This window comes from Spirosoma sp. SC4-14 (genome assembly GCF_037201965.1).
Taxonomy (GTDB): Bacteria; Bacteroidota; Bacteroidia; order Cytophagales; family Spirosomataceae; genus Spirosoma.
Genome location: NZ_CP147518.1, coordinates 5,627,599 through 5,654,227 on the forward strand (window position 1 = coordinate 5,627,599; position 26,629 = coordinate 5,654,227).

16 protein-coding genes are annotated in these 26,629 nt (G+C 49.7%); 8 read left to right on the plus strand and 8 right to left on the minus strand.

Annotated elements, in window-relative coordinates; genetic code table 11:
• Positions 1–44: 44 nt before the first annotated feature.
• From WBJ53_RS23060 to uxuA, 3 genes are all read right to left on the minus strand, one after another.
• A complete protein-coding gene (locus WBJ53_RS23060) occupies positions 45–896 on the minus strand; it encodes an alpha/beta hydrolase (RefSeq protein WP_338870549.1) in 852 nt (283 codons plus the stop codon).
• A 111-nt stretch (positions 897–1,007) separates the two neighbouring features.
• Positions 1,008–2,435 (minus strand): glucuronate isomerase, encoded by a 1,428-nt coding sequence (uxaC, locus tag WBJ53_RS23065; RefSeq protein WP_338870551.1) that lies wholly within the window; start codon positions 2,433–2,435, stop codon positions 1,008–1,010.
• Positions 2,436–2,584: 149 nt separating this feature from the next.
• Complete coding sequence (gene uxuA, locus WBJ53_RS23070; RefSeq protein ID WP_338870553.1) at positions 2,585–3,763, minus strand: mannonate dehydratase; 1,179 nt, start codon at positions 3,761–3,763, stop codon at positions 2,585–2,587.
• A gap of 152 nt (positions 3,764–3,915) precedes the next feature.
• On the opposite strand from uxuA, the gene WBJ53_RS23075 reads away from it, so the two are divergent.
• From WBJ53_RS23075 to WBJ53_RS23090, 4 genes are all read left to right on the plus strand, one after another.
• A complete protein-coding gene (locus tag WBJ53_RS23075) occupies positions 3,916–5,277 on the plus strand; it encodes an MFS transporter (protein ID WP_338870555.1) in 1,362 nt (453 codons plus the stop codon).
• Between the two features lie 66 nt (positions 5,278–5,343).
• Positions 5,344–6,336, plus strand: a complete 993-nt coding sequence (locus WBJ53_RS23080) for a sugar kinase (protein ID WP_338870557.1) — start codon at positions 5,344–5,346, stop codon at positions 6,334–6,336.
• A 104-nt stretch (positions 6,337–6,440) separates the two neighbouring features.
• Complete coding sequence (locus WBJ53_RS23085; RefSeq protein WP_338870559.1) at positions 6,441–7,103, plus strand: bifunctional 4-hydroxy-2-oxoglutarate aldolase/2-dehydro-3-deoxy-phosphogluconate aldolase; 663 nt, start codon at positions 6,441–6,443, stop codon at positions 7,101–7,103.
• Between the two features lie 86 nt (positions 7,104–7,189).
• Positions 7,190–8,701 carry a tagaturonate reductase gene (locus WBJ53_RS23090; protein ID WP_338870561.1) on the plus strand — a complete coding sequence of 504 codons (1,512 nt, stop codon included), beginning with the start codon at positions 7,190–7,192 and terminating at the stop codon, positions 8,699–8,701.
• 91 nt (positions 8,702–8,792) lie between these two features.
• Here the strand turns inward: WBJ53_RS23090 and WBJ53_RS23095 are convergent, their stop codons facing one another.
• Complete coding sequence (locus WBJ53_RS23095; RefSeq protein ID WP_338870563.1) at positions 8,793–9,818, minus strand: glycerophosphodiester phosphodiesterase family protein; 1,026 nt, start codon at positions 9,816–9,818, stop codon at positions 8,793–8,795.
• 281 nt (positions 9,819–10,099) lie between these two features.
• On the opposite strand from WBJ53_RS23095, the gene WBJ53_RS23100 reads away from it, so the two are divergent.
• The 3 genes from WBJ53_RS23100 to WBJ53_RS23110 all read left to right on the plus strand — a co-directional run bounded on the left by WBJ53_RS23100 (position 10,100) and on the right by WBJ53_RS23110 (position 20,034).
• The gene (locus WBJ53_RS23100; protein WP_338870565.1) at positions 10,100–12,703 is read left to right on the plus strand and encodes a T9SS type A sorting domain-containing protein; all 2,604 of its coding nucleotides are present in this window, start codon (positions 10,100–10,102) and stop codon (positions 12,701–12,703) included.
• 74 nt (positions 12,704–12,777) lie between these two features.
• Complete coding sequence (locus tag WBJ53_RS23105; RefSeq protein WP_338870567.1) at positions 12,778–17,181, plus strand: DUF3616 domain-containing protein; 4,404 nt, start codon at positions 12,778–12,780, stop codon at positions 17,179–17,181.
• A gap of 159 nt (positions 17,182–17,340) precedes the next feature.
• On the plus strand, positions 17,341–20,034 hold the full coding sequence (locus WBJ53_RS23110) for a hypothetical protein (protein WP_338870569.1): 2,694 nt from the start codon (positions 17,341–17,343) through the stop codon (positions 20,032–20,034).
• A 103-nt stretch (positions 20,035–20,137) separates the two neighbouring features.
• On the opposite strand, the gene WBJ53_RS23115 is transcribed toward WBJ53_RS23110, so the two are convergent.
• Both WBJ53_RS23115 and WBJ53_RS23120 read right to left on the minus strand, forming a co-directional pair.
• The gene (locus tag WBJ53_RS23115) at positions 20,138–21,022 is read right to left on the minus strand and encodes a universal stress protein (protein ID WP_338870571.1); all 885 of its coding nucleotides are present in this window, start codon (positions 21,020–21,022) and stop codon (positions 20,138–20,140) included.
• Positions 21,023–21,058: 36 nt separating this feature from the next.
• The gene (locus WBJ53_RS23120) at positions 21,059–21,832 is read right to left on the minus strand and encodes a TIGR00730 family Rossman fold protein (RefSeq protein ID WP_338870573.1); all 774 of its coding nucleotides are present in this window, start codon (positions 21,830–21,832) and stop codon (positions 21,059–21,061) included.
• A gap of 264 nt (positions 21,833–22,096) precedes the next feature.
• On the opposite strand from WBJ53_RS23120, the gene WBJ53_RS23125 reads away from it, so the two are divergent.
• The gene (locus tag WBJ53_RS23125; RefSeq protein ID WP_338870575.1) at positions 22,097–22,924 is read left to right on the plus strand and encodes a universal stress protein; all 828 of its coding nucleotides are present in this window, start codon (positions 22,097–22,099) and stop codon (positions 22,922–22,924) included.
• Between the two features lie 58 nt (positions 22,925–22,982).
• Here WBJ53_RS23125 and WBJ53_RS23130 read toward each other — a convergent pair whose 3' ends face one another.
• Both WBJ53_RS23130 and ppsA read right to left on the minus strand, forming a co-directional pair.
• Positions 22,983–23,975, minus strand: a complete 993-nt coding sequence (locus WBJ53_RS23130; RefSeq protein WP_338870577.1) for a 2-hydroxyacid dehydrogenase — start codon at positions 23,973–23,975, stop codon at positions 22,983–22,985.
• 175 nt (positions 23,976–24,150) lie between these two features.
• Entirely contained in the window at positions 24,151–26,550 is a 2,400-nt protein-coding gene (ppsA, locus tag WBJ53_RS23135) for a phosphoenolpyruvate synthase (protein ID WP_338870579.1), read from the minus strand.
• Positions 26,551–26,629: the final 79 nt, after the last annotated feature.

Here is a 26,629-nt window from a genome sequence, read left to right on the forward strand (position 1 = left end):
GGCACGGTTACAACCGGCCTAAAACAAGTTACCATACGTATCTTCTATATTGTTACTTCTCCCTTTATTCCTTCCAGAACCCTGTTTGCTTCTTCGTGCTGGACCCAATGAGTGGCCTTTTGAAGTAACAGCAGCCTGCCATTATCGCACAGATCGATGCTAAATGTAGCCATTTCCTGCATCAGGAAATGATCCTGAGCGCCCCAGATCAACAAGGTAGGTACTTTGACCCGGATACTTTTCTGACGCGATTCGGGCGAGCGCCACAACGCTCGATACCAGTTGATCATGGCCATCAGCGCGCCCGGCTGCGACCAGGCTGTTTTATACTGCTCCAGATCGGCTCGGGTAAAGGTTCCTGGCCGACTGCTACCCAGCAACGTTTTAACCAGCAACCGGTAGTTGTTTCGGGCAAGAAGTCGCTCGGGAAGTTTCGGTAATTGGAAAAAGCCAATGTACCAGCTTCGTAGCATCTGTTCCAGATTACGACTGGCAAAACGCTTCATCACAACCGGATGCGGCACGTTCAACACAACCAACCGCTCAAGTCGTTCGGGATAGACAACGGCAGTCCACCAGGCTACGGCAGCTCCCCAATCATGACCAACCACTACTGCTTTTTGCCTTCGTGCTGCATCGATAAGACCTATTATATCGGCCGCCAGGGTATCAATCGAATACGACGCCAGGTTCTGCGGTTTATCACTCAGGTTGTAGCCGCGCTGATCGGGCGCCCACACCCAATAACCCGCTTTGGCCAGTTCGGAAATCTGACGATACCACCCATACCAGAATTCAGGGAACCCATGCAACAGAATAACCAGCGGACCATCGGCCGGGCCATCCTGCACAACGTGCAGACGAATTCCATTTGTATCGATAAAGGTGTGATGCATAATCGGGAATGAGGTCATTAGCCTACGGCGTCATTGGGCACTGGTGATTAGTCATTATGAACTGCTTTTTTTTCTAATAACCAATGACGCCGTAGGCTAATGACCAACTTATTAAAACCCAAAATACTGTTCGGCATTTCGGTAGCAAATGTCCTGCACAATCTGACCAATCCAGTTCACATCGTTGGGCAATTCGCCGTTTTCGATGTCGTTGCCAAAGAGGTTGCATAGAATTCGCCGGAAATATTCGTGGCGGCTGTAGGAGACAAAACTTCGCGAATCGGTCAGCATACCCACAAAAGCACTCAGTAGACCCATGTTTGAGAGCGCATTGATTTGTTTTTCCATGCCATCTTTCTGATCCAGAAACCACCAGCCCGAACCAAACTGAATTTTGCCCCGCACGGAGCCATCATTGAAATTGCCAACCATAGTAGCAATCACTTCATTATCGGCAGGATTCAGGTTATACAGAATGGTTTTGGCCAGTTTATTCCGGTTATCGAGTTCGCCCAGAAAGCGCGACAGGGCTACGGCCTGCGGGAAATCGCCAATACTGTCCCAGCCCGTATCGGGCCCAAGCGTGCGCAATTGCCGAAGATTATTGTTCCGTAAAGCCCCCAGATGAAACTGCTGGGTCCAGCCTTTTTCGTGATCCCATTCGGCAAACTGAACCAGCATAAACGACTTGAATTTTAGGTTATCCTTTGGACTCAGGACGTGCAAACCATCGCTCCAATTCAGCATCAGGTTATCGAAAATGATCTTGATTTCGTTTTCCAGATACGGCTCGGCATATACCGTTTCCAGTCCATGGTCCGACAGGCGGCAACCCATCCCGGCAAAATAATCGTGACGGGATTTCAGGGCATCAAGATATTCATCCAGCGTGCGTATGTCGCGATTAGTGACCTCAGCTACTTTGCGAACATACGCTCTGAACGCCCTCGGATCATCGACGGCCATTGCTTTGTCGGGCCGGAAGGTGGGCAGCACTTTCACCGAAAACCCACTTTTGGCAATCGTACGGTGATATTCCAGCGAATCGGTTGGATCGTCGGTTGTACAAACTACCCGAACATCGAAATGCCGAAGCAGTGTCCGGGTCGATAAATTGGGCAATTGCTCGTTGCAGGTATCATAAACTGATTGCGCCGTTTCCGGACTCAGAACATCGGTCAGGCCAAATGGATTTTTTAGCTCCAGATGCGACCAGTGGTAGAGTGGATTGCGAACGGTATAAGGCACGGTTTCGGCCCATTTTTCAAATTTCTCCCAATCCGATGCGTCGCCTGTACAGTAGCGTTCGGAAATGCCGTGTGTACGCATGGCCCGCCATTTGTAATGGTCGCCATAGAGCCATAGCTGCGTCATGTTCTCAAACTGCCTGTCGGCGGCAATCTGATCGGGTGGCAAATGGCAGTGATAATCAATAATCGGCATCGCCTGGGCATACTCATGATAGAGCCGCCGGGCCGTTTCGGTCTGGAGCAGAAAATCGTCGGACAGAAAAGCGGGGGATTGCAAATGTGTATTCATACCTATAAAAGCGAAAACCGGGCTTTTCTTCCCGGCTTTCTGCTTATTTTTTAGGAATAATGAGTGAATCAGCGGTTGAGTGATTAACCTGTAGATTAGCCACATGACCCACTATAGAGCATATAGTATTCACTCAATCACTCAATAAACTAGCTCAACAGCGCCACCATCAGGCCGCGCAACTCGGCCAGTCCACGCAGCCGACCTATGGCCGTGTACCCCGGATTGGTTCGCTTACCCGATGTGAGGTCGTCGAGCATCCGGTGGCCGTGGTCGGGTCGGAAAGGCATCCGTAAATCATTCCGTCCTTCGGCTTCCCGTCGTTTGCGTTCGTTGAGCAATGCCCGCATCACCCCCACCATCGGCACATTTCCTTCCAGATGGTTCGCTTCCTGAAAACTGCCGTCGGCAAACCGCTCGGTACTGCGCAGGTGAATAAAATGCATTTTATTCCCCAACCGTTCAACCATTCCGACCAGGTCATTGTCGGCCCGAACGCCATAGGACCCCGTACAGAAACAGATACCATTGGCTGGCGAATCGGCCGCAGCCAGCAGCGCCCGGGCGTCGGCTTCGGTGCTTACTACCCGAGGGAGCCCCAGAATCGGATACGGCGGATCGTCGGGATGGATCGACAGTCGAACACCGACCGACTCGGCTACTGGAACAATTTCGCGCAAAAACGCATATAGATTCTGCCGCAGCTCGCGGTCGCTGATGTCTTTATACGCATCCAAGGCGTCACGAAATTTCTCTACGGTATAGCTTTCTTCCGATCCTGGCAAGCCAGCTATAATGGTTCGGGTGAGCCGTTTAACATCTGCATCGCTCATTGAATCGAGCTTCACTTTAGCTGCTTTTTTCTGCTCATCGGTATAGAGATAATGAGCGCCAGGGCGTTGCAAAAGATAAAGCTCAAAGGCGGCAAACTCGGTAGCATCGAACCGAAGGCCGGTAGATCCATCGGGCATTGGGTAATCGAGATCCGTTCGGGTCCAGTCGAGAACAGGCATAAAGTTATAACAAACCGTATCGATGCCTGCCTGAGCCAGATTAACAATCGACTCCTTATAGTTTTCGATGTATCGCAGAAAGTCGCCCGAACGGGTTTTTATGCCTTCATGAACGGGTATACTTTCAACCACCGACCATGTCAGTCCAGTTTGTTCAATTTGTGTTTTTCGGGTTTTGATTTCATCGATAGGCCAAACGTCGCCATTCGGGATATGATGCAGCGCTGTTACGATGCCGGTAGCTCCGGCCTGTCGTACATCAGGCAGCGATACGGGGTCGTTAGGACCGAACCATCGCCAGGTTTGTTCAAGCATAGATTAACGAGTTAGAAATTGGTGGTTATCGTCGGGAATTGGCTGCGAACTTACGACCAATCCTTAATTTCTAACCACCCGATTAGGTAAAAAAGCACTTCGGACTTCTTTTCTCCCCAACTAGCTACCACTGCTTTGGCAGTCCGATTGTTTTGCAAACACTCACAACACCCGGTCGTTTCCGCTGGCGAATTGTCGCGCTGCTGTTTCTGGCAACGACCATCAATTATATTGATCGGCAGGTACTTTCGTTTACCATGACCGACGATCTTTTCCGAAAAGAAATGCTTGGCCTGCCTCTCGATCAGGAACTGACCAAGGAGGCCATTGACCGATTCAAGATTTTGTATAGCGATGTTGATGCGGCCTTTAAATTCGCCTATGCTATTGGCTTTCTGCTAGTTGGCTGGTTAATTGACAAGATTGGTACCCGACGAGGTTTTGCACTGGGCATTATGGTATGGAGCATTGCGGCCACCCTAACAACGTTTGTTCAGAGTATTGTAGGGTTGCGGTGGACACGCGCCATCCTGGGCCTGGGCGAATCGGCTAATTTCCCGTCGTCGGTCAAAACCATATCAGAATGGTTTCCTCGCCGGGAGCGATCCTTTGCGCATGGGCTGTTCAATGCCGGAACCAATGTAGGTATTATTCTGACAGCGCTGGTTATACCCTATCTGATTCTGCAACTAGGCTGGCGAAGCTCGTTCTTCCTGACTGGCGTTCTGGGCTTTGTGCTACTGGGCTTCTGGTGGTTCACGTATAGCAAGCCGGAACGAAATACGAAAGTTTCGTCGGCAGAGCTGGCCTACATTCGTCGAGGGCAGGAAAAGCCGACTCCCATACGACCATCGTGGGGGCAACTACTGGGCTTTAAACAAACCTGGGCATTTGCCGTTGGTAAGTTCCTGGCCGATCCGATCTGGTGGTTTTACATGACCTGGCTACCCGATTTTTTCAACTCAAACGATGCTCTTGATCAAAAACTCGACCTCAAGAGTTTTGGTCTTCCCTTTCTGATCATTTATGTTGTTTCCGATGCGGGAAGCATATTTTTCGGCTGGCTCAGCACGCAGTTTATGAGCCTGGGCTGGTCGGCCAACCGGGCCCGTAAAACCACAATGTTAATCTGCGCCCTGTGCGTAGTACCCATATTTTTTGCCGCCCAAACCAACAGCCTGACCGTGGCCATTGGGCTCATTTCGCTGGCCACGGCGGCTCACCAGGGCTGGTCGGCTAATATGTACACCTTTGCGTCGGATCTGTTTCCGCGTAACGTGGTGGCATCCGTTACAGGTATTGGCGGCATGTTTGGAGCGGTAGGCGGAATATTGCTGGCCCTGCTGTCGGGCCGAATCATAACGGCCTTCGGCTACTTACCGATGTTTATCATAACCAGCGGTGCTTACCTGACGGCCCTGATCATTATTCATTTAATTTTACCCAAATTAGATCCTGTAAAAGCCGAGGAACTGGAAAAAGCTGGTCATTGGGGCGTATTAAGTCCTAAATAAATACTACCCTATTTTTAACAGGATGCCTTAACTTGCCACTTTCTCATTTACCTTCTGTTATCATAAATGAAAGTTATCACTTTCGGCGAAGTCATGCTCCGGCTTAGCCCTCCGGGGGTTGAACGTTTTATACAAACCAATTCACTAACGATGCACTTTGGCGGCACAGAAGCAAATGTTGCTGTGTCGCTGGCCCAATTAGGACTCAATACGGCCCACGTTACCCGTTTCCCCAATCACGCACTGGGGCGGTCGGCTGCGGGCTATCTGCGCCGGTATGGTGTAGGTACGCAGCATGTCAGCTATGGCGACGGGCGGCTGGGGCTGTATTTTCTCGAAATTGGTTCTGGAAGCCGGGCTAGCCAAATCGTTTACGACCGGGCCGACTCGGCGTTTGCCCGCATCAGCGACAATGATGTCGACTGGGATGCGGTTCTGGATGGGGCGTCGTGGTTCCACTGGACAGGCATTACGCCTGCTCTGTCGCAGGGCGCGGCAGATTGTTTGCTGGCAGGTATCAAAACAGCTAACCGGCTCGGAGTTCCGGTTTCGGGCGATATTGTTTACCGCAGCAATCTATGGCAATATGGCCGAACACCCCAGGAGATTATGCCAGCCATCACAGAAGGCTGTACACTCGTTTTGGGCAATAAGGCCCTGTTTTCTGAGCTGTATGGCGTGGTAGGCAGCACGTTTCAGGAGGCAGGCCGTGCTATGATGCAGCGATTCCCCAATATTAAATACATCACCGACACAAAACGGAATTCCGTAAGCGCGTCGTACAACCAGCTATCGGCAAAAGTATTCGACGGAAACACAGTCTATAAATCGAGAGTTTATGACATCCAGCCCATCATCGACCGCATTGGCACGGGCGATGCCTATATGGCCGGACTGATTTATGGGCTGCTGACGTTTCGGGACCCACAACGAGCCGTCGAATTTGGCGCAGCCGCTTCGGCGCTGAAACATACCATTCCCGGCGATGTTAACCTGGCGACCGTTACAGAAATAGAAACCCTCGAAGCCGGAGACAGCTCCGGGAAATTGAGAAGATAAATTCGGTTTATGGTTTATAGTTTATGGTTGCTCCGCTCATTTAGGTCATGAATAGGCTGCGCAACCATAAACCATAAACTACAAACCATAAAACCCAAACACGAATGGCTCGTATTTCACGACTAGCGCTTTATCAGACAATTAGGCAGGTACCACTGGTTCCCGTATTTTACCACCCCGACGACGAAATTTGTATGGGCGTTCTGTCGGCCTGCTACCGGGCTGGTGTTCGCGCCTTTGAGTTTACCAATCGGGGCGATTTTGCCCACGAACGATTTGCAAACCTGAGCCGGATTTGCGCTTACGAATTTCCGGACCTGGCTCTTGGCGCAGGTACCATTCTCGATGGGCCAACGGCGGCTCTTTATTTGCAACTCGGTGCCGATTTCATTGTTGGACCTACTTTCAACGAAGAAATTGCCCGGCTCTGCAACCGTCGAAAAGTAGCTTATATGCCCGGTTGTGCAACATTAACTGAAATCACTACGGCTCACGAATGGGGTGTTGAAATTGTAAAGGTTTTTCCGGGCGAAGTGCTGGGTCCAACCTTTGTTAAAAGTCTGAAAGGGCCACTTCCGTTTGCTACGGCCATGGTAACGGGCGGAGTAGAACCCAATCGGGAAAGCCTGTCAAAATGGTTTACGGCCGGTGCTGTTGCGGTTGGGATGGGATCGCAGCTTTTCCCAAAAGATCTCTTGGCGAATCGTGCGTTCAATAAAATTGAGGAAACGGTTAGCGAGGTTATCCGTATTATTGCCGAATTATGAAAAATGAACGATACATTTCATTTTTACACAATACTTAATGAATTTCTTATCTGATGATTGCAGAGAAGACTGCTGCCCACCCAACTATGTCTAAACTATCCCGCTCGACGAATCCCGCTCCTGCTTTGCCCGAAAAAATCCTCCAGTTCGGCACGGGTGTGCTGCTACGCGGCCTTCCCGATTATCTGGTCCAAAAAGCAAATTCAGAAGGACGGTTCAATGGTTCGATTGTTGTTGTCAAATCGACTGATAACCAGACTAACGAATTCTCGGATCAGGATAACCTGTATACGGTAGCTGTTCGGGGGGTTCGGCAAGGCAAGGAGGTAGCAGAAACAACTGTTGTGTCGGCAATTAGCCGCGTACTGGCGGCACAGACACAATGGAACGAAATTCTGCTCCTGGCCCGAAATCCTAAACTTCAGATCATTATCTCCAACACTACGGAAGTTGGTCTGAATTACACCGAAGAAAGTATTTTTCAACACCCCCCTCAGTCGTTTCCGGCTAAGCTCACGGCGTTTCTCTACGAACGTTTCCGTAGCGTTGGTGGCTCTAAAGCCAAGGGGCTGGTGGTGATTCCAACCGAACTCGTTACTGACAATGGGCTGAAGCTCCGCGAAGCAGTCGAGAAATTAGCCGCCTTCAATGAGCTAGGCAAACTGTTTACCAAATGGCTCAAATTCCACGTCCGCTTCTGTAATTCGCTGGTCGACCGGATTGTTACCCGCCCGACCGACGAGGCCAAGCAGGAACTGGAACAGGAACTGGGCTATGAAGACGATCTGCTGACGTTCACTGAGCCTTATCATTTGTGGGCGATTGAAGGTGACGACCGCGTTAAACAAACACTTGAATTTGCCGGACCGGGCACTCCGCAGATTATTATCGACGAAGACATCAATTTCTACAAAGAGCGCAAGCTCCGCGTGCTGAACGGCACCCATACGCTCACCATGCCACTGGGCTATTTGCTGGGTCTCGAAACGGTGGCCGATGAGATGAAGCACCCAACGATGAGCAAGTTTGTCGAGTCGCTGATGCTCAATGAAATTGTGCCGACCGTACCAGACTATGGCATTCCGGGCATGGATAAAGCCGATGTTGCGCAATTTGCCCACGACGTTCTCGATCGCTTCAGTAATCCCTATCTCGATCATTTGCTACTGAACATTTCACTTCAGGAAACAGCTAAAATGCAGGCCCGGAACGTCGAAACCATTCAGCGCTATTATCAGCAGTTCAACGCCGTCCCGAAACTTATGTCGCTGGGCTTTGCTGCTTATCTGCTATTCATGAAAGCCATCCGGCAGGAAAATGGTCAGTTCTACGGTGAGATTTCGACAGGCGGGGGCGTTGTAACGTACCCCATCCGCGACGAACGTGCAGGCTATTTCTACGGCGACTGGCAAACTGTGAAGGAAAACGACTATGCGTCGGTTCTGGCGTTCGTAAAAAGTGTTTTGTCCGACAAATCGCTCTGGCTAACCGACCTAACGGCCTTACCGGGTTTTATGGATGCTGTAGCCGAAAAACTCGATGCATTGCTGAAAGAAGGGGCCGAAACGGTTCTGAGTAAGGCATTGGAGAATGATTGAATTGTTGAATGATTGAATTGTTGAATGATTGAATTGTTGAATGATTGAATTGTTGAATAAGTAGCACACGCTCAATCATTCAACAATTCAATCATTCAATCATTCCCAAAAGCAGTTCGGGCTCGTTGGTGGTAATGAAATTGACGTGCCGCTCCAGAAACCACCGCAAACTGTCCTGATCATTGACCGTCCAGACATTCACGGTGAGTTTGCGTTGCTGCGCGTCGCTGATCCAGCCTTCGTTCTTTTTCAGCACGCTGAAATGATAGTCCAGGCCGTCTACATGGTCGGCGGCCAGTTGCTCGGGCGATTTATCACCGTTCAGGTAGGTTACAGTAGCATCCGGGTTGAGTTCCTTCACTTTTTTGCAGACATCATAATCGAACGCGATGTAGTCGACCCAGGCTTGTGCTTTCAGACGGTGGACCATCCGCAAAATCCGTTCGGTCAGCGCCATCGATCGTTCCTTGCCCAGTGTCGATGTTTTTATTTCCAGAATCAACCGCGTATGGTTTTGTTTGATGCCCTCGGTCAGATACGCTTCCAGCGTTGGTAACGATTCTCCATTGCTGAGTTTCAGTTTTTTCAGTTCGGCCGACGGCGTTTTTTCTATTGCCAGTCCCTGAATATGAGCATCGTGATTTACGAATAGCACCGAATCGGCCGACATATGCACGTCGAATTCGCTGCCCATACAGCCTAATTTGATAGCATTTTGCAGCGATGCCAGTGAATTTTCACTCGTACCCAACTTCTTCCAGGCGCCCCGATGCGCAATAACCTGATTGTGCACAAACTCATCTTTCACAATCCGAAACGTATCCCGAATGCTGCTACGACCTGCTTTACGTTCAAAAACAAGGTCATACCAGGGGGCCGATGCCTTTGCCACATCAGGCCGGATCGATAGCTGGTTGTTTTTGTCGAGCTTAAATAAAGAGGCATTGGGTCCCACTAGCTTAAATCGACCGGCCAGATTAACCGTTCGTATCGAACCAACCGTAGTTCTGGAAGGCGAATAGGTATAATTGGTAAGGGAAAGATTGGATTGCGCCGTAGCTGTTCCGAAGCTGGCGGCAAACGCTAAACCCAATGAAATTGTCCAAACATTGGCCATATAGTACACAAACTTTCTTTAGAAAAGAGAACAGCCAGTAGCAAATACTCCCTGCCTGTCGAAAAATCAGGTTATGATTTGGCGGTAGTTGATAACAAAAGCATAATACCGCTCCGGAGTCTCATTCCCGCATTTAGCCACCACAAAAAGTACAATAAAAAGCCTGACAAAGAACATCTTCTCGCTTGACCCAGGTCAGTAACGAATTGGTTAGTATACTGGAATTTTACCAGACCTTATGCAGGTCTGGTCAGTCAGTCTGCTCTAAAACAATTAGTTGTATGGACACTTTTTACAAACATATAGCTCAATGGGTCAGCTTGTTTCTGCTCACAGCAACAGCAGCCGTTGGCCAGCCCTCCATCCCCGATGTGCAGTGGAGTAAAACTACTTCCTGGTATTTCGTCAGTAATAACCGAATCGAAATTCCTACCGATGGCACCATTTATGGCGGTGGTTATAAATTCTCGCTCACGGGCGATACGCTTCAATATCTCAATGCACCGAACTATCCGCCCGGTGTAACAGCCGATGGCGGAACGCTGGGCTTCTTCTATTCACAAACTTTCCTCCCTGCTCTCGACCCACGACGGTTCTATGTGAGTTGGGGTATTCAAAAAAAAGATGCTGCCGGAAACATCGTTTTCCGTCAGGTTTGGTATGAATCCTATGGCCCTGGTGGTCCAACATCCCCTTCGTTTCAGTCGATAAGCCGAATTCTGGGTACACCCGACAATGGCTATGTTATTCTGAACTATGATGGCCTGCTAACAAAATATGGGCCCAGTGGTGATCAACTATGGGCCAAAACCATTGCGCATACCAACGCAATGGGCGACGCACAGACCATACAGGCGCAAACGATCATTAATACCCCTGATGGAGGGCTTTTGCTGGCGGGTTATCTGCCTGGCATTATCGAAGACCCACTCAACCAGAGTAACCCATCGACGGGCTGGGTCGCTAAACTCGACGGGCAGGGGAACGTACAGTGGGAAAAATTGCTGGAATCGCTCTCGCCCCTTACTCAAAACCGTATTCGCTCGACCTATACCATTACCGACGCCTGTCTGGCTGCCGATGGCAACGGGTATGCACTGGTTGGGGCGGGTTATGCATTTTCGTCGCTAGTACAAGCCCCTGCCCGTGCTATTTTGCTTGAGCTTGATTCAAGCGGCAAGCTGAAACGCGGTACTCCCTATTCAGCTATTGAGCCAACATCGGCCTATGTTGCCCTGTATACGGGTGGCGATGACAAGAAATATTATATACTCGGCAACACATCAACGGCCAATCCAGACAACGATTATCAACTTTTGAAAATAAGTACGGAACCGGCCGTTTCCGATAATGATCCGGCTTTATTGGGTATTGTTGCGCAACGAACGTTCCGATTATCGGATGTATTTCCGAATAAACTAACCGATCTGGCCATTGCTGGTGATGGTAGTATTGTTTTTTCAGGAATGACGGGGTTGGTTAAGCTAAAAACTGAGCTGACCAATCCCCTCACGGTACTACCCCCCACCTACGACTGCCAGACAGGAGCTATCACCTTCAACACCAGCGGGGGCGATGGATCGCCCATCACCTACTCCGCTCCCGGTATTACAAGGGCATCACTCAATAGCAACTCAGGAATCGTTGAACTCCAACTCCGAAATGACCCCAAAATCATCCCCATAACAGCTACCCAGAATGGAAACTCGGCAACCTATAACTTCGAGCTCAAAACCGCTTGTAGCCCGCAGCCCCCGAGGCTGACCAAACCCATTCCCGACCAGTTCCTCTCCACAGGACAAGCTATTCCGGGAAGTGGATTCCCCATCGGACTCTATTTTGTCGATCCAAGCCCAGCCATTCCCGGTTATTATACCAACTGGTACTTTTCCATTCAGGGAATGCCGCCAGGATTGTATGTTTTCGCCAAAGATGAAGTAGGTGCACGCAATCCCATTCGCGTCATCTTCGGCACACCAACCACGGCTGGGGTGTATCTGGTTACGGTTCGGGCAGCCACCAGTGCCTTCCCCGACAAACCCGTCATTGCTACCTTTACCATCACTGTCTCCGACGGACCCAATCCCGGTTCGCCACTGGCGCTGCTGCCTCCCACTTACGACTGCCAGACGGGAGCCATTACCTTCAACACCAGCGGGGGCGATGGATCGCCCATCACCTACTGGGCTCCCGGTATTACAAGGGCATCACCCAACAGCAACACCGGCATTATTGAGCAGGAGCTGCGCAACGACCCCAAACCCATTCCTATTCAGGCAACCCAAAATGGGCAAACCGTTACCTATGTCTTCGATTTTAAGGCATATTGTGCCAATCCTCCTCAACCGCCAACCACTGCCCTGACGCTGCTGGCTCCTACTTATGCTTGCAGCACGGGTGCCTTTCATTTCAACACCAGCGGGGGCGATGGCAGTACGATTGAGTATATGGCGGCTGGCATTACGGGCTGGACCACCAACCCCGATCAGTTTGTCGACAAGGAGAGTCGCACAGCCAGCGATGTGCAGCCGTTTGTGCTGATGGCTCGTCAGAGTGGAGTAACCACCACCTATGTCTGGAATTTGAAAACGGCCTGCGGCCGGGCAAGGCTGGCCGCAGCGGAGTATTCAGGCAATTTAACCCTAACCCCACTGGGTAACCCCGTCCAAAACCAGCTTCGGGTTCTGATTAGTGGTGCCGAAGGGCAACCTCTGCAACTCTGGTTAACAACGCTTCAGGGTCGTATGCTGGAGGTTCGCCAGATTGACCAGGCTCAGTCCGAAAATGTACAGCAATTCGAGCTGGATAGGGCTGATTCCGGCATTCTGTTACTACGTGCCAATACTCCTACGCAGACACAGTCTGTAAAAATCATTAAGCAGTAACCGTTTCTTTTAGTGCCCGCTTAGGTCTTCCTGACCTAAGCGGTATTGTTCACGTTCCTACTATTCAATTAACCATGAAAAACTCACTACAATTTGTGATGAGTCTGCTCATTGAGCAGATGTCTCACCGAATGTTGCGCTGGTCGCTAATTCTGGTTAGTCTTGTTGGATTAGGTTCGTTTGCAAGCCGATCGGGTTCATTGATCCGATCTACACTACAAGCCAACTCAAATGCATTTCCTAAAAAACACGTTAATGAAGCAAAAAATGGCTCTTCTCTGAAACCACAAACCGGTGGTAAAATCTGCATTACCGAGTATATGTATAACCCGGCGGGTAGCGGTACAACGGGCGAGTTTGTCGAAATCACCAATACGGGCGATGCTGCAGTTTCGATGACGGGCTGGAGTTTTGACGACAACAGCCGTCAGGCAGGCTCGTTTAGCCTTAGCGGGTTAGGTACGATTCAACCCGGCGAATCGGCTATCATTACAGAAGTCTCGGCAGCCACGTTTCGCGCAGAGTGGTCGCTGGCAGCCTCTAAAAAAGTAGTAGGCGGAAATAATCAGAATCTGGGCCGTAGTGATGAAATTAACATCTATGACGCATCTAATAACCTCGTTGATCGACTAACGTACGACGATCAGACTATCCCCGGTTCTATACGAACCAATGGGGCAAGTGGCTGGACAACCTATGCGAATCTTTGCACGAACAATAGTGCTGGCTGGCAATTATCGGTAGTTGGCGATACCCAAAACTCGTATCAGTCTTCCGCTGGCAATATTGGAAATCCAGGTAGTTATGTGTTACCTCTCTGCCAAGGGCCTTCCATTCAGGTTGCCAGTACTACTACATCGTTTCTGAGTTTACCAGCAAATGGCCCCGGCTACGTCAGTGGTGTAACAGCCGACCCTACCGACCCTGCCAGCACATTGGGCATCGACTTTATCATCGACGATCCCAATACGCCGGTAAACAATTTGACCGTTACGGCGAGCAGTAGCAACGAGTATGTGGTAGCTAACAGCAATCTTATACTAACCGGAACGGGCGCAAATCGCAACCTAAAAATTAAGCCCTTGGGGGTAGGCTATAGCACTATCAATGTTGTGGTGAGTGGGGGTTGCACCAATGTGACCTATCAAATCAATTATGCCGCATCGGCCGGTTTCACCATCCCCTATCCCTCCTATTTTCACTCAGGTACCAGCGACGGCTCGACAGCGATCAACATTGATGATACCTATATGCTGGTCGGCGACGACGAAAACCAAACTATAAGGCTTTATAACCGCGTTCATTCGGGGCTACCGGTCAGGGGTTTCGATTTTTCGTCGTCTCTAAACCTGACCGATGGCAAAGAAGTAGACATCGAAGGATCGATACGAACCGGCAACCAAATCATTTGGATTGGCTCCCAAAGTAATAATGAAGACGGTGAAGCACGACCTAGCCGCGATCGTCTGTTTGCTACCGATATAAGTGGAAGCGGAGCGAACACCAGTCTCACCTATGGCGGTCGGTATGACTATCTACGCGAAGACCTGATTGCCTGGGATGCCAATAACCGACATGGCAAAGGTACCAACTACTACGGATTTGCGGCCAGTGCAGCACCCGGAGTGAACTCAAAGCAAGACAATGGCTATAATATCGAAGGCCTTGAACTGGCTCCCGACAATACCACAGGCTACGTTTGCTTCAGAGCTCCTCTGGTGCCGACGACCAACCGAACGAAGGCACTTATTGTTCCTGTCACCAATATTACTGCGCTGGTTAGCGGTAATAAGCCAGTAGGCAGTGCTACCTTTGGCGCACCTATTGAGCTTGATTTAGGCGGACGAGGCATCCGTGAAATGCGTAAGAATGCCGGAAATGAGTATGTTATCATTGCTGGCCCCACTGGCAATGCAACCGGAACTCCTCCCAGCGATTTCCGAATCTATACCTGGAACGGCGACTCAGGAACGCTCCCTGGCCTCCGCGCCACCAGCCTCACCAGCCTGAATATTCCAGGGAGCTACGAAGGAATTGCCGAAGTACCTAATCCACTGAATGATGACAGTCAGATTCAGTTTTTGATGGATAACGGCACTACCGAGTTTTATGGAGATGGTACTCCGAGCAAAAGCCTTTCGCAACCTTTGTACAAAAAATTCCGGTCGGTGGTTGTGCCAATTGGTGCCGTAATCACGCCACCATCCATTGCCTGGAACAAGTTTTTTCAGGGATCAGAAGCCCGTGCCATTGCCACCACCAGCGATGGAGGCTATATAGCCGTGGGGTTTGTCTATAGTAATCTATACGGCATTGAAAGCACTAATTATTTAATTGTTCGTATGGATGCCAGCGGACGACTACTCTGGCAGAAAATTTTTGGAGGCAGTAAAACAGAATACGTTTCAACGGTCTGTGAGTCTTCGGATGGTGGTTTTTTCATAGCAGGGAATGCAGATTCTAATGATGGCGATGTAGCAGGCAATCACGGTTCCCTCTCCGACGGCTGGGTAATCAAACTCGATCAGAATGGCAATCTGCTCTGGAAAAAAGCCATTGGTGGTTCAAGTGCTGATTTTATTTTAGGAATTACCCCCACAACAGATGGAGGGGCTATTGGCGCAGGCTGGGGATATTCTACTGATGGAAATATATCAGGTGGACATGGCCAATCCGACTTATGGGCATTCCGATTATCGGCGAATGGTACCGTTGTCTGGAGTAAATCATTTGGTGGCTCTAACGACGACCGTGCCGATGCCGTTACCCGAACCGCCGATGGCACCTTTGCAGCTTTGGGGTATACTTATTCCAGCGATGGCGACGTGACCAACAATCATGGTGTTGCCGATTTCTGGGTTGTTAAGTTCGATATCAATGGCAGTCTACTGTGGCAAAAATCGCTGGGCGGCAGTGCTACCGACTGGGGATGGGGCGGAATTGTACCTTCTTCCGACAATAGTCTTGTAGTAGCTGGACTAACTTATTCTAACAATGGAGACGTTGTGGGAAGTCATTCCACAACTGGTATGGACCTTGGAGGAAACATGGACTATTGGGTTGCCAAGCTAGATAAAAACGGTAATCTGGTTTGGCAACGCGCGCTGGGCGGCAGTGCCGATGATCGGGCCGAGAGCATTATGGCAGCACCCGATGGAACGTTTATTGTAACCGGGTCCAGTTCCTCCAACGATGGCGATGTGTCGGGTAACCACGGTGGTGGCGATGCCTGGACCGTTAAACTTGGCAGCAATGGTAGCCTAATCTGGCAACGAGCTGTAGGTGGCAGTGGTAGCGATTTTGCCTGGTCTATTGCCGGAACATCGGCAACCGATTTCGCCATTGCAGGAAGTTCCACATCGACGGATGGTGATATAAATACTACTCACACTACCAATTTTTGGGTATCCAGATTTGGTACAGTCTCATCATCTGCGAATGTTGCTCCTCTAGCCTTACAGGCTCCGGTTTACGACTGCCAAACCGGAGCAATAACGCTCCTTACCAATGGAGGTGATGGATCTGCCATTACATTCGAGGCTCCGGGTATTACGACCTGGACAACTGACCCGAACCAGTTTGTCGATAAAGAGAGCCGAACTGCTAAAGATGCTCAACCTCTTCACATCACAGCCCAACAGAACGGAGTAAGTGTCAATTATGATTTCAATGTTCTCGATTTCTGCCAGACCGGTACCCCATTGCAGCTACTTCCCCCAACTTACGATTGCGAAACGGGAAGCATCATATTTCGGACGATGGGAGGAGATAGCAATGTGATTGACTATATGGCCGCAGGCATAACGGACTGGACCACAAATCCTAACCAATATGTTGACAAAGAAAGTCGCCTAGCAAGCGATACACCACCTTTTACTCTTTGGGCTCGTCAGAGCGGGAAAACCGTCAGATACGTCTGGGATTTGCGGGAGTATTGTAAAAATGGAACGCCTTTACAACTGTTGGCTCCTACTTATGCTTGCAGCACGGGTGCCTTTCATTTCAACACCAGTGGGGGCGATGGCAGTACGATTGAGTATATGGCGGCTGGCATTACGGGCTGGACCACCAACCCCGATCAGTTTGTCGACAAGGAGAGCCGCACAGCCAGCGATGTGCAGCCGTTTGTGCTGATGGCTCGTCAGAGTGGAGTAACCACCACTTATGTCTGGAATTTGAAAACGGCCTGCGGACGGGCAAGAGTGGGAGCAAGTGACGCAACATCTGGACTACAGGTAGTTGTACTGGGCAACCCTGTAGTAAATCAACAGGCAGAAATAGAAATCAGTGGAGCAGAAAATAAACCTGTTCAATTGAGTCTGGCTACCATACAGGGCAAAATTCTTTACCAATACCGCATACCTAAAGCCACAACAACCGAACACGTTCAAGTGCCATTTGGCTCAGCAAAAGGCCTGCTTCTATTGGAAGTTGCAACTGACAACGAGCGAAAGCTTATCAAACTGATCACTCCCTGATTCGATCTAATCTTGGATAATCCATCGTCCATCGTTTCTGGACGATGGATTACAATTTCACATTCAACTAATCCAATGATGAAATTAGTATATCAAAAACCATTAAGTCTGGTCAAATCTGACCACTTCAATTTATTTCCCACCATTAAGCCAGACACTATGAACTACCGCTTCCTTTCTTCAGTTCTGATCGCTTTTTGTATTACGATCCTAACAAACTATACCGCCTACGCGAAACCCATCTGGAAATTCAGGGTAGTAGTTGCTGTTGAAAAACAAACGGCTGATTTCTATCAATCTATGCTGACTAAAGACATTAGTCAGATTGTTCGGGATCAAATGACAACGGTCAACGCTAACTTTAACAGTTCCAGCAATTTCAATGGAATCTACAATTTTGAGGTCGACTCGATCTACGTTTTTGATGGTCCGGCAACAACCGAAATTTTCAGACCACACCCAAACTACACTTATGCTGTGGTGATCGATGGTTTTTCGGTCAATTCACAGGGAGGAGGCTGGTTAGGTGATCAGCAGGTAATATATCACAAATGGCAGTGGAGCACTGATTTTGCCAGCGGCCCTTTTGGCCCGGGAGCCACTGATGGCTTAACTCATGAATTTGGACACGCACGGGGCGCAGTCGATATTTATGGATTACGGGTCGAAGGATCGAAAAATCCTGTAAATAACCAAACATTTGAGCCAGTTAACTCCATCATGAATTATCCCTATGGCAATATTGTATGGGATGAGTATACGACAAACTTATTAAACTCAACGGCCGATGGTCCTATTGTTGGCGACAAATGGGTTACTGAACCATTTCCGGGGAGTATTACTATAAAAACAGTTGATGCACAGAGAAAGGCGCTGCCTGGCGTGTCCGTTGAGCTTTATCCGGTCGAGTGGTTTTCTTATTCCGTAACCTCAACACCCATATTTCATACAACGACTACTACAGGCGGCCTCTATCAATTCGCATCGAATCCTTTTCAACCTACCGCTATTAACTACCCCTGGCACATTCGCTATGGCAATTTTCTGATAAAAGCTACTTACAACTCCACTGTTGCATATACATGGATGCCACTGTATGATGTACAGAACACGTACTTTAAAAATGGGGTGGGTTCAGTCTACACCGCCGAAATTCAACTCCCTGTCAATGCACCCACCATCAGTATAAGTAGCATTAACGCTACTAGTTTTTATTCTGGCTTTCCCATTCAGGTAGCATTTACCACGGCAGGAGATTTTGACCAAACGAACAATTTCTCATTAGTGCTGGTCGATAATAACAACAACTCATTTTATGTAGCCAGCACTGGTGGTAATAGTGCTGGTACGTTGATCGGCATCGTGCCAACTGTTTCTTCGACCGAAATCACCTATAAGGCTAGAGTTGTTAGTAGTAAACCCTACGCACAAAGTGAGGATATTCTAATTACGGTTAAACCTAAACCCACATCCCCCCTCACGGTACTACCCCCCACCTACGACTGCCAGACAGGAGCCATCACCTTCAACACCAGCGGGGGCGATGGATCGCCCATCACCTACTCCGCTCCCGGTATTACAAGGGCATCACTCAATAGCAACTCAGGAATCGTTGAACTCCAACTCCGAAATGACCCCAAAATCATCCCCATAACAGCTACCCAGAATGGAAACTCGGCAACCTATAACTTCGAGCTCAAAACCGCTTGTAGCCCGCAGCCCCCGAGGCTGACCAAACCCATTCCCGACCAGTTCCTCTCCACAGGACAAGCTATTCCGGGAAGTGGATTCCCCATCGGACTCTATTTTGTCGATCCAAGCCCAGCTATTCCCGGTTATTATACCAACTGGTACTTTTCCATTCAGGGAATGCCGCCAGGATTGTATGTTTTCGCCAAAGATGAAGTAGGTGCACGCAATCCCATTCGCGTCATCTTCGGCACACCAACCACGGCTGGGGTGTATCTGGTTACGGTTCGGGCAGCCACCAGTGCCTTCCCCGACAAACCCGTCATTGCTACCTTTACCATCACTGTCTCCGACGGACCCAATCCCGGTTCGCCACTGGCGCTGCTGCCTCCCACTTACGACTGCCAGACGGGAGCCATTACCTTCAACACCAGCGGGGGCGATGGATCGCCCATCACCTACTGGGCTCCCGGTATTACAAGGGCATCACCCAACAGCAACACCGGCATTATTGAGCAGGAGCTGCGCAACGACCCCAAACCCATTCCTATTCAGGCAACCCAAAATGGGCAAACCGTTACCTATGTCTTCGATTTTAAGGCATATTGTGCCAATCCTCCTCAACCACCAACCACTGCCCTGACGCTGCTGGCTCCTACTTATGCTTGCAGCACGGGTGCCTTTCATTTCAACACCAGCGGGGGCGATGGCAGTACGATTGAGTATATGGCGGCTGGCATTACGGGCTGGACCACCAACCCCGATCAGTTTGTCGACAAGGAGAGCCGCACAGCCAGCGATGTGCAGCCGTTTGTGCTGATGGCTCGTCAGAGCGGAGTAACCACCACTTATGTCTGGAATTTGAAAACGGCCTGCGGCCGGGCAAGAGTGGCAACAACGGAAACTGCCGGTGCATTTTCGCTGAAACTATTAGGTAATCCGGTTAGCGATGTACTCACAGTAGCCATAAGTGGAGCCGAAGGCCATGCTGTGCAATTACAACTGTTCGACATGCGCGGACGACTGATTGAAGAGCGCTTAATAAACCAGGAATCGGCCAACGACATACAGCAATTCAGAATTGATCAGGTGGCCTCGGGTTACCTACTACTCCGGGCCAGCAACGGCCCTGAAAATCAAACCATTAAAATCATTAAACCATAAATATATAACCAATATTACCAAAAAATAAACCCGACAGACAACGAAGTGCTATCGGGTTTATTTTTTGAAGAACAAAAACAGGAAGTCTTTTCAGCAAGCTATTTCACAGATAAGTCGCAAACGGAATTTTATCCAGATCGAAGGTATCCGTTGAGGCATTCTGCTCTGTTGTCTGCTTATCATAAAGTGCCAATAAGGGCGCATGTGGGTGGTAGGCTACCGAGCGGCTAACACTCTTGCCACTAACGACATCGAACAAACTCTTATGGTGAGGAAGCAGCACCAGCAAATCGACCGTATGTGTTTTTAGATAAGTGTCGATGCCACGTAGCACGTTATCGTCATGAATCATATAGGTATCCGTCCGAACGTCCTCAAACGCATCTAGAACGCGCTGCCGACCTGGCTCTGCCTGCGTGCCTGAGCGGTTTGGATCTTCTATTGTCAATAGCGTGAGCTGAGCCCCTTTTCGACTCGCCAGATCATCTAAAAAAGTCAAAGAGGTTGTGCTGTTTACGGACCGATAATTGGTGGCCAATACAATCTGCTGTAGCGGACGAATAGCAGCCGCAGTCGGAACAACCAGCACGTTTGTTTTTATAGTCTGCACCGCATCAGTAGCCACACTTCCCATCAGTTCACTCCAGCCATGGCCCGTAGCACCTACCACCACCATATCGAACGATTCGCTATCGAGCAGTTTATTGACCGAATCGACCGGTTCACCTATCATGGTAATGGTCCGGTATGTGTGATAGGTGGGTTCAGGCTGCTGGGTTAGTTCACGTTGAAGTTCGTTCAGCAATTTCTCCGCAGCCAGCCATCGTTCGTTTAGCAGGAAAGCACCACTATCCTGCAAACTGGGTTCAATGGAGCAGGCATTCATAAAACAAAAATCCGCTGCGGTATCGGCAAAGAGTGCCTGTGCAAACGCAATTGCATGGCGCGAAGCCGCCGAAAAATCGGTTAAAAGCAGTAGTTTATACATACCGATAAGAGTTAACTATGTGTGTATTTTTTGTGATCAGACACGCTCCAGTAACCACCAGAGCGGTCTACGCCGACGAATAACTTTATAATTCTGCTGCACGTAGTTCCGGATATGTTGCTGCGCTTCAACCACATCGTCGGTCAGGCAAACGTATTGCAGGTCTTTCTCGCCAATGGTACCGGCCTGAATCATATCCTGCATGAAAGCCAGCAGAGGCCGATAATAGTCCTGCCCCATGAGCACAACCGGAAACCGCTGAATAACAGCCGTTTGCACAAGCGTAAGTGTTTCAAACAGTTCATCCATAGTGCCCCAGCCGCCGGGCATCACCACAAAGGCATACGAATATTTCAGTAGCAGCACTTTCCGAACAAAAAAGAAATCGATAGTCACGCGGGTATTTAAATAGGCATTGGGTTGCTGCTCAAACGGTAATCGCACATTACACCCTACCGACCGACCGCCTGCTTCATAAGCGCCCCGGTTAGCGGCTTCCATCAGGCCAGGTCCACCACCCGTCATAACCGTGAAGCCAAGCTCGTAAATTGCCCGACCAATTTTTCGTGTCAATTCATAATACGGATGCCCTTCCCGAAAGCGGGCGGAGCCAAAAACTGTTACGCAGGGCCCTACAAAATGTAGTATCCGTAATCCTTTCAGAAACTGCCAGCTAATCTGTAGAATAAACCGCAACTCCGACCGGCGGCTTTTGGGGCCATCGAGCGCCTGAGTCAGACCATCAGTCAATAGCGGCTGGATCGTATGTCGGGGATGGGGGTCAAGTACAGGCGATTCGGTGGGTGCCATAGCAACTTCAGATTAAACAAAAGCCCAATTGCGCAACCTGAACAATAGCTTTCGGAACGGTTGTGCTTCTCCCACAAACATAGATTCCCAGCCTGGTTTCTTCCCTGTTGTCAGTCAGCCTGTTGCCTGATTGTAATCAACTGGACCGAGGGCCGTTTCAATGACGATTAGCTGATAAAAATCAAAGTCAGGCCTATCGGTCGTCAGGGCATAGCACCGGCCGAACCCGTTGATTTGTAGGATCAACCAAACCATCTTCCGGCCATGAATACGATTGTTGTGCCTACCGATTTAAGTCCTGCTACTGATGCAGCGTTGTCCGTAGCTGCCGATATTGCCCGTGTCTACAACTCTACCATCATTCTCCTGCACTCGGTCGTTTATCCGGTGCCGATGCCGACCTATGCTGAAGCCGTTTCGCTGACGGTGAATTATACGGTCGATGAGTTTCGGGATGTGGAGCAGGAAGCCGACCAGACCTTGCGGCAATTGGCCGGAAATGAAAAATATAAGGATGTGATGATCATACCGAAGCTCCTCACAAACGGTCAGGGAATGGTCGACAACGTTACCCATCAGCCTGCCGACCTGATTGTAATGACTTCGAAAGGAGCATCCGGGCTTGAAGAGTGGCTTGTTGGATCGAATGCCGAAACGATTGTCCGCTATGCCCATTGTCCCGTTCTGGTCGTTAAACAGCCCATTGCTCATTTTCAGCCCCAGAACATTGTCTATGCTATTGATATTGACGAACAATTGAAAACCGTTCAGCACTTCCCCTTCCAACTAGGAGCAGCAGATCAGCATCAGTTTCTGTATGTTACAACGCCTACCGACAATCGGGATTCTGAAGGCATACAGGAATGGGTCAATGAACTGGCTAAAGCGAAAGGTATTACGGAGTTTACATTAACGATCCGGCGGGCGAAATCTGTTCCTGAAGGGATTATCGAGTATGCCAACGAAATACAGGCCGACCTGATTGTTCTCTCGACGCACGGCCATACGGGCTTGCGGCACATACTGTCGGGGAGCGTGGCCGAAGATGTACTGAACCATGCCGAAATTCCCGTATTGATCATGCGGGTATAAAGGATCTATTGGTCATTGATCATTAGCTATCAGCCATTTTCTAATGATCAATGACCGTTCAGCACATAGAGGCTTTCGTAATGAAAACTGCCTGCTGGTTTTCGTAGAAAGTAAACTGATTCAGCAAATTACGGGCAGTTTGTTCGAGCGACTCCTCGGTCAAAAAACCCTGGTGGGCGGTTATCAGCACATTTGGATGATTCCGCAGGCGGTTCAGCAACTCGTCTGACACGGTTTTACCGGAAAAATCGTAATGAAAGTAGGCGCGTTCACCTTCATAAACATCAGCCGCATAGCCAGCCAGCTTTCCGGCATCCAGCGCATTCAGAACAGCCTCCGTATCAACAATTCGTCCGCGAGCCGTATTGATTAGCATGGTGGTGGGTTTGAGGGCTGTTAACGACTGCGCATTGATCAGGTAATCGGTGAGTGGTGTCAGAGAACAATGAATCGATATGATATCGGCCTGTTGCAGCAGCTCGGACAGCAGAATGTATTTCACTCCGCTTTCGGTGAGGGCCGAATTGTGGTTAATGTCGTAGGCAACAATTTTACAGCCAAAACCCTGCATAATCCGCGCCACAACTTTCCCGATTCGACCGGTTCCGATTATTCCGACTACTTTTCCGTGCAGATCGTTTCCGACCAGGCCATCAATCGAAAAGTTGCCCGTCTGCACCCGACGGATTGCTTCGGGCAGATGCCGCATCATTCCTAACAGCAATGCAACAGCTTGTTCGGCTACTGAATAGGGCGAATTGCCGGGAACCTGTAAAAGAGTTATGCCCAGTTCCTCTGCCACGTCCTGATCGACATTATCGAGTCCTACCGAGCGCATGCCAATTACCAACACGCCCTTGTCTTTTAGTGTCTGCAAAACCGGGCGACTCAGATCGTCATTCACAAAAGCGCAAACGGCTCCATGATCCGTTGCCAGTTCTGCCGTCTGAATAGTCAGGGGCAAAGGAATATAGGTAATCTGATGATGGCCAGTAAACAAATCGAACCATTTTTGTTCAAAAGGCAGGGCACTATAGAAAGCAATTTTCATCGAAATAAAGGCGGCAAGTAGCGCAACTAAAATTGCAACAAAGAATAAACAGCACCCAATGACATTAGTCAGCCACCGGCGTGATTTTCATCAATAGCCGAGAGAAAAAAAACGTTACCTAAGCAATGGCATAATTTGCGGATTATGCCACTACCCAAGTAACGCTTCAGAAACCTCAGAAACCAATGGCATGCTCAACCATGCTTTGTTCGGCTTTTGCAACAGCAGTCATGCCCCGCAGAAAAGCATCTGGATTAAATGACAGACTGTTAATACCTTCTTTCACCAAAAACTCCGCAAATGCCGGATTATCGCTCGGTCCCTGCCCACAAATGCCAACGGGTTTCCCCATCCGATGAGCTGTTAGCAACAGCATACCGATCAGATCGCGAACAGCCGGGTCGTTTTCATTGAACAACCCCTGCAAAGTCGATGAATCTCGATCGACACCCAGCGTTAGTTGGGTCAGGTCGTTGGAGCCGATCGAGAATCCATCGAACAACTCCGCAAAATCCTGCGCCCGAATAATGTTGCTTGGAATTTCGGCCATCACATATACCTCAAGCCCATTTTCATGCTGCCGAAGGCCATACGCTTCCATTTGCTGAAGCACCTGTTTCCCCTCGGCCACTGTCCGGCAAAAGGGGATCATCAGTTTCAGGTTCGTTAGCCCCATTTCGTTACGCACCTGACGCATGGCTTCGCATTCGAGCCGGAAGCCTTCGCGGTAGCGCGCATCATAATAGCGGCTGGCTCCCCGCCAGCCAAGCATCGGATTTTCTTCGACGGGCTCAAAGGCATCGCCCCCCAGCAAATCGGCATATTCGTTGGTTTTGAAATCGCTAAACCGAACAATAACCGGACGTGGGTAGAAAGCGGCCGTCACCAAGCCAACCGACTGCGCCAGTTTATCGACAAAAAAGGCTTTCTTGTTCGAATATGTGTCTGTACGCTGGCTGATTTGTTCGATGACTTCGGGGGCCAGCAGATTCGGATAATTGATCAGAGCCATTGGATGAATACCAATGTCGTTGATAACACTGAACTCCATTCGCAGCAGGCCAACACCCTGTGCAGGCAACTGGCTAAGTCGTAGTGCTTGGGCTGGATCGGCCAGAATCAGCATACAGGGTGTTTGTGGTGGTGTCAGGTCGGTCAGGTTGGTTTGCTGTTCGGTCCAGGTTAGTTTTCCGGCATACACGATACCTTCCTGTGCATCCACGCAACTTACCGTAATCAGATCGCCTTCCCGAATCACTTCCGTTGCCTTGTTGGTACCCACAACGGCCAATGCCCCAATTTCGCGCGCCACAATAGCCGCATGACTCGTTCGTCCGCCCCGATTGGTAACGATAGCCGATACTTTTTTCAGAATGGGGTCCCAGTCGGGAGTGGTAATATCCGTAACCAGAATATCATCATTACTAAGATCGGCCGGCACATCTTTGGGCGACAGAATTACCCGGGCCCTGCCTGTAACAATCCGATGCCCGATGCCATTCCCCCGACAGAGGACAGCGCCCGGCTTATCGAGTCGATAATCAGTAAGGATAGTTAGTTCAGAAGCAGGCAGCGCCGTTACAGGGCGCGCCTGCACAATATAGAGTTCCTGATCGATTCCATCTTTTGCCCACTCAATATCCATTGGTTTGCCATAGTGCGCTTCAATGGTTCTGGCCCAGCCAGCCAGTTTGTTTACTTCGTCATCGGTCAACACCAGTTGCTGCTGCCGTTCGGGCGGAGTTGGTGTATTTACAGTATGGTGTTCACCGGGCGCATCCGAATAAACCATCGTAACGGTTTTTTCGCCCACCCTACGCGTCAATACCGCATTACGCAAACCGATAGATGGTTTAAAGACATAATATTCGTCGGGATTAACGCTGCCAAGCACTACATTTTCGCCCAGCCCCCAGCTTCCCGTTATGAGCATCACATTCGTATGACCCGAATCGGGATCGATCGTAAAACACACGCCCGAACTGGCCAGATCGGATCGAATCATGCGTTGCACCCCAATCGACAGCGCCACTTTCAGGTGATCGAATCCGTTATCGTTTCGGTATTTGATGGCCCGGTCCGTAAACAGCGATGCATAACAGTTCCGACAGGCTTCGAGCAGTTCGGCTACCGAGCGCACATTCAGATAGGATTCGTGCTGCCCGGCAAAACTGGCTGTTGCCAGATCTTCGGCCGTCGCACTGCTCCGAACGGCCACCTGAATGGGGTTGCTGAAGGTCTGACAAAGGGTTTGGTAGGCGCTGGTTATAGCCTCGGCAATTGGAGCCGGAATAGTAGCTTGCCGAATCAGGCTGCGAATGCCCTCACCAACCTCGGCCAGATTATGGTAGTCTGAAGTATCGAGTTCGTCGAGTTTTTGCTGAATTGGCTCCTGCAAGTGATTTTCAGCCAGAAATGCGTAATAAGAAACAGTGGTAACGGCAAAGCCATCGGGCACCCGAACACCCTGTTCGCCGAGATGTGTAACCATTTCGCCCAGCGACGCATTTTTGCCGCCCACTTCCCGAATCATGTCATTAGTAATCTGTAGAAAAGGCAATACCCAGGTTTTCATAAGCTGGTCTGTGTTTAGTGTACGATACACCAAAAGTAGACCAGATGAGTAGTGTGTTCCCTGAGAGCCATCAGACAAC

Coding starts and splice junctions, on each gene's coding strand:
- WBJ53_RS23060 (WP_338870549.1), bottom strand. CDS start 896: ATGCATCACACCTTTATCGATACAAATGGAATTCGTCTGCACGTTGTG.
- uxaC (WP_338870551.1), bottom strand. CDS start 2,435: ATGAATACACATTTGCAATCCCCCGCTTTTCTGTCCGACGATTTTCTG.
- uxuA (WP_338870553.1), bottom strand. CDS start 3,763: ATGCTTGAACAAACCTGGCGATGGTTCGGTCCTAACGACCCCGTATCG.
- WBJ53_RS23080 (WP_338870557.1), top strand. CDS start 5,344: ATGAAAGTTATCACTTTCGGCGAAGTCATGCTCCGGCTTAGCCCTCCG.
- WBJ53_RS23085 (WP_338870559.1), top strand. CDS start 6,441: ATGGCTCGTATTTCACGACTAGCGCTTTATCAGACAATTAGGCAGGTA.
- WBJ53_RS23090 (WP_338870561.1), top strand. CDS start 7,190: ATGTCTAAACTATCCCGCTCGACGAATCCCGCTCCTGCTTTGCCCGAA.
- WBJ53_RS23095 (WP_338870563.1), bottom strand. CDS start 9,818: ATGGCCAATGTTTGGACAATTTCATTGGGTTTAGCGTTTGCCGCCAGC.
- WBJ53_RS23100 (WP_338870565.1), top strand. CDS start 10,100: ATGGACACTTTTTACAAACATATAGCTCAATGGGTCAGCTTGTTTCTG.
- WBJ53_RS23105 (WP_338870567.1), top strand. CDS start 12,778: ATGAAAAACTCACTACAATTTGTGATGAGTCTGCTCATTGAGCAGATG.
- WBJ53_RS23110 (WP_338870569.1), top strand. CDS start 17,341: ATGAACTACCGCTTCCTTTCTTCAGTTCTGATCGCTTTTTGTATTACG.
- WBJ53_RS23115 (WP_338870571.1), bottom strand. CDS start 21,022: ATGTATAAACTACTGCTTTTAACCGATTTTTCGGCGGCTTCGCGCCAT.
- WBJ53_RS23120 (WP_338870573.1), bottom strand. CDS start 21,832: ATGGCACCCACCGAATCGCCTGTACTTGACCCCCATCCCCGACATACG.
- WBJ53_RS23125 (WP_338870575.1), top strand. CDS start 22,097: ATGAATACGATTGTTGTGCCTACCGATTTAAGTCCTGCTACTGATGCA.
- WBJ53_RS23130 (WP_338870577.1), bottom strand. CDS start 23,975: ATGAAAATTGCTTTCTATAGTGCCCTGCCTTTTGAACAAAAATGGTTC.
- ppsA (WP_338870579.1), bottom strand. CDS start 26,550: ATGAAAACCTGGGTATTGCCTTTTCTACAGATTACTAATGACATGATT.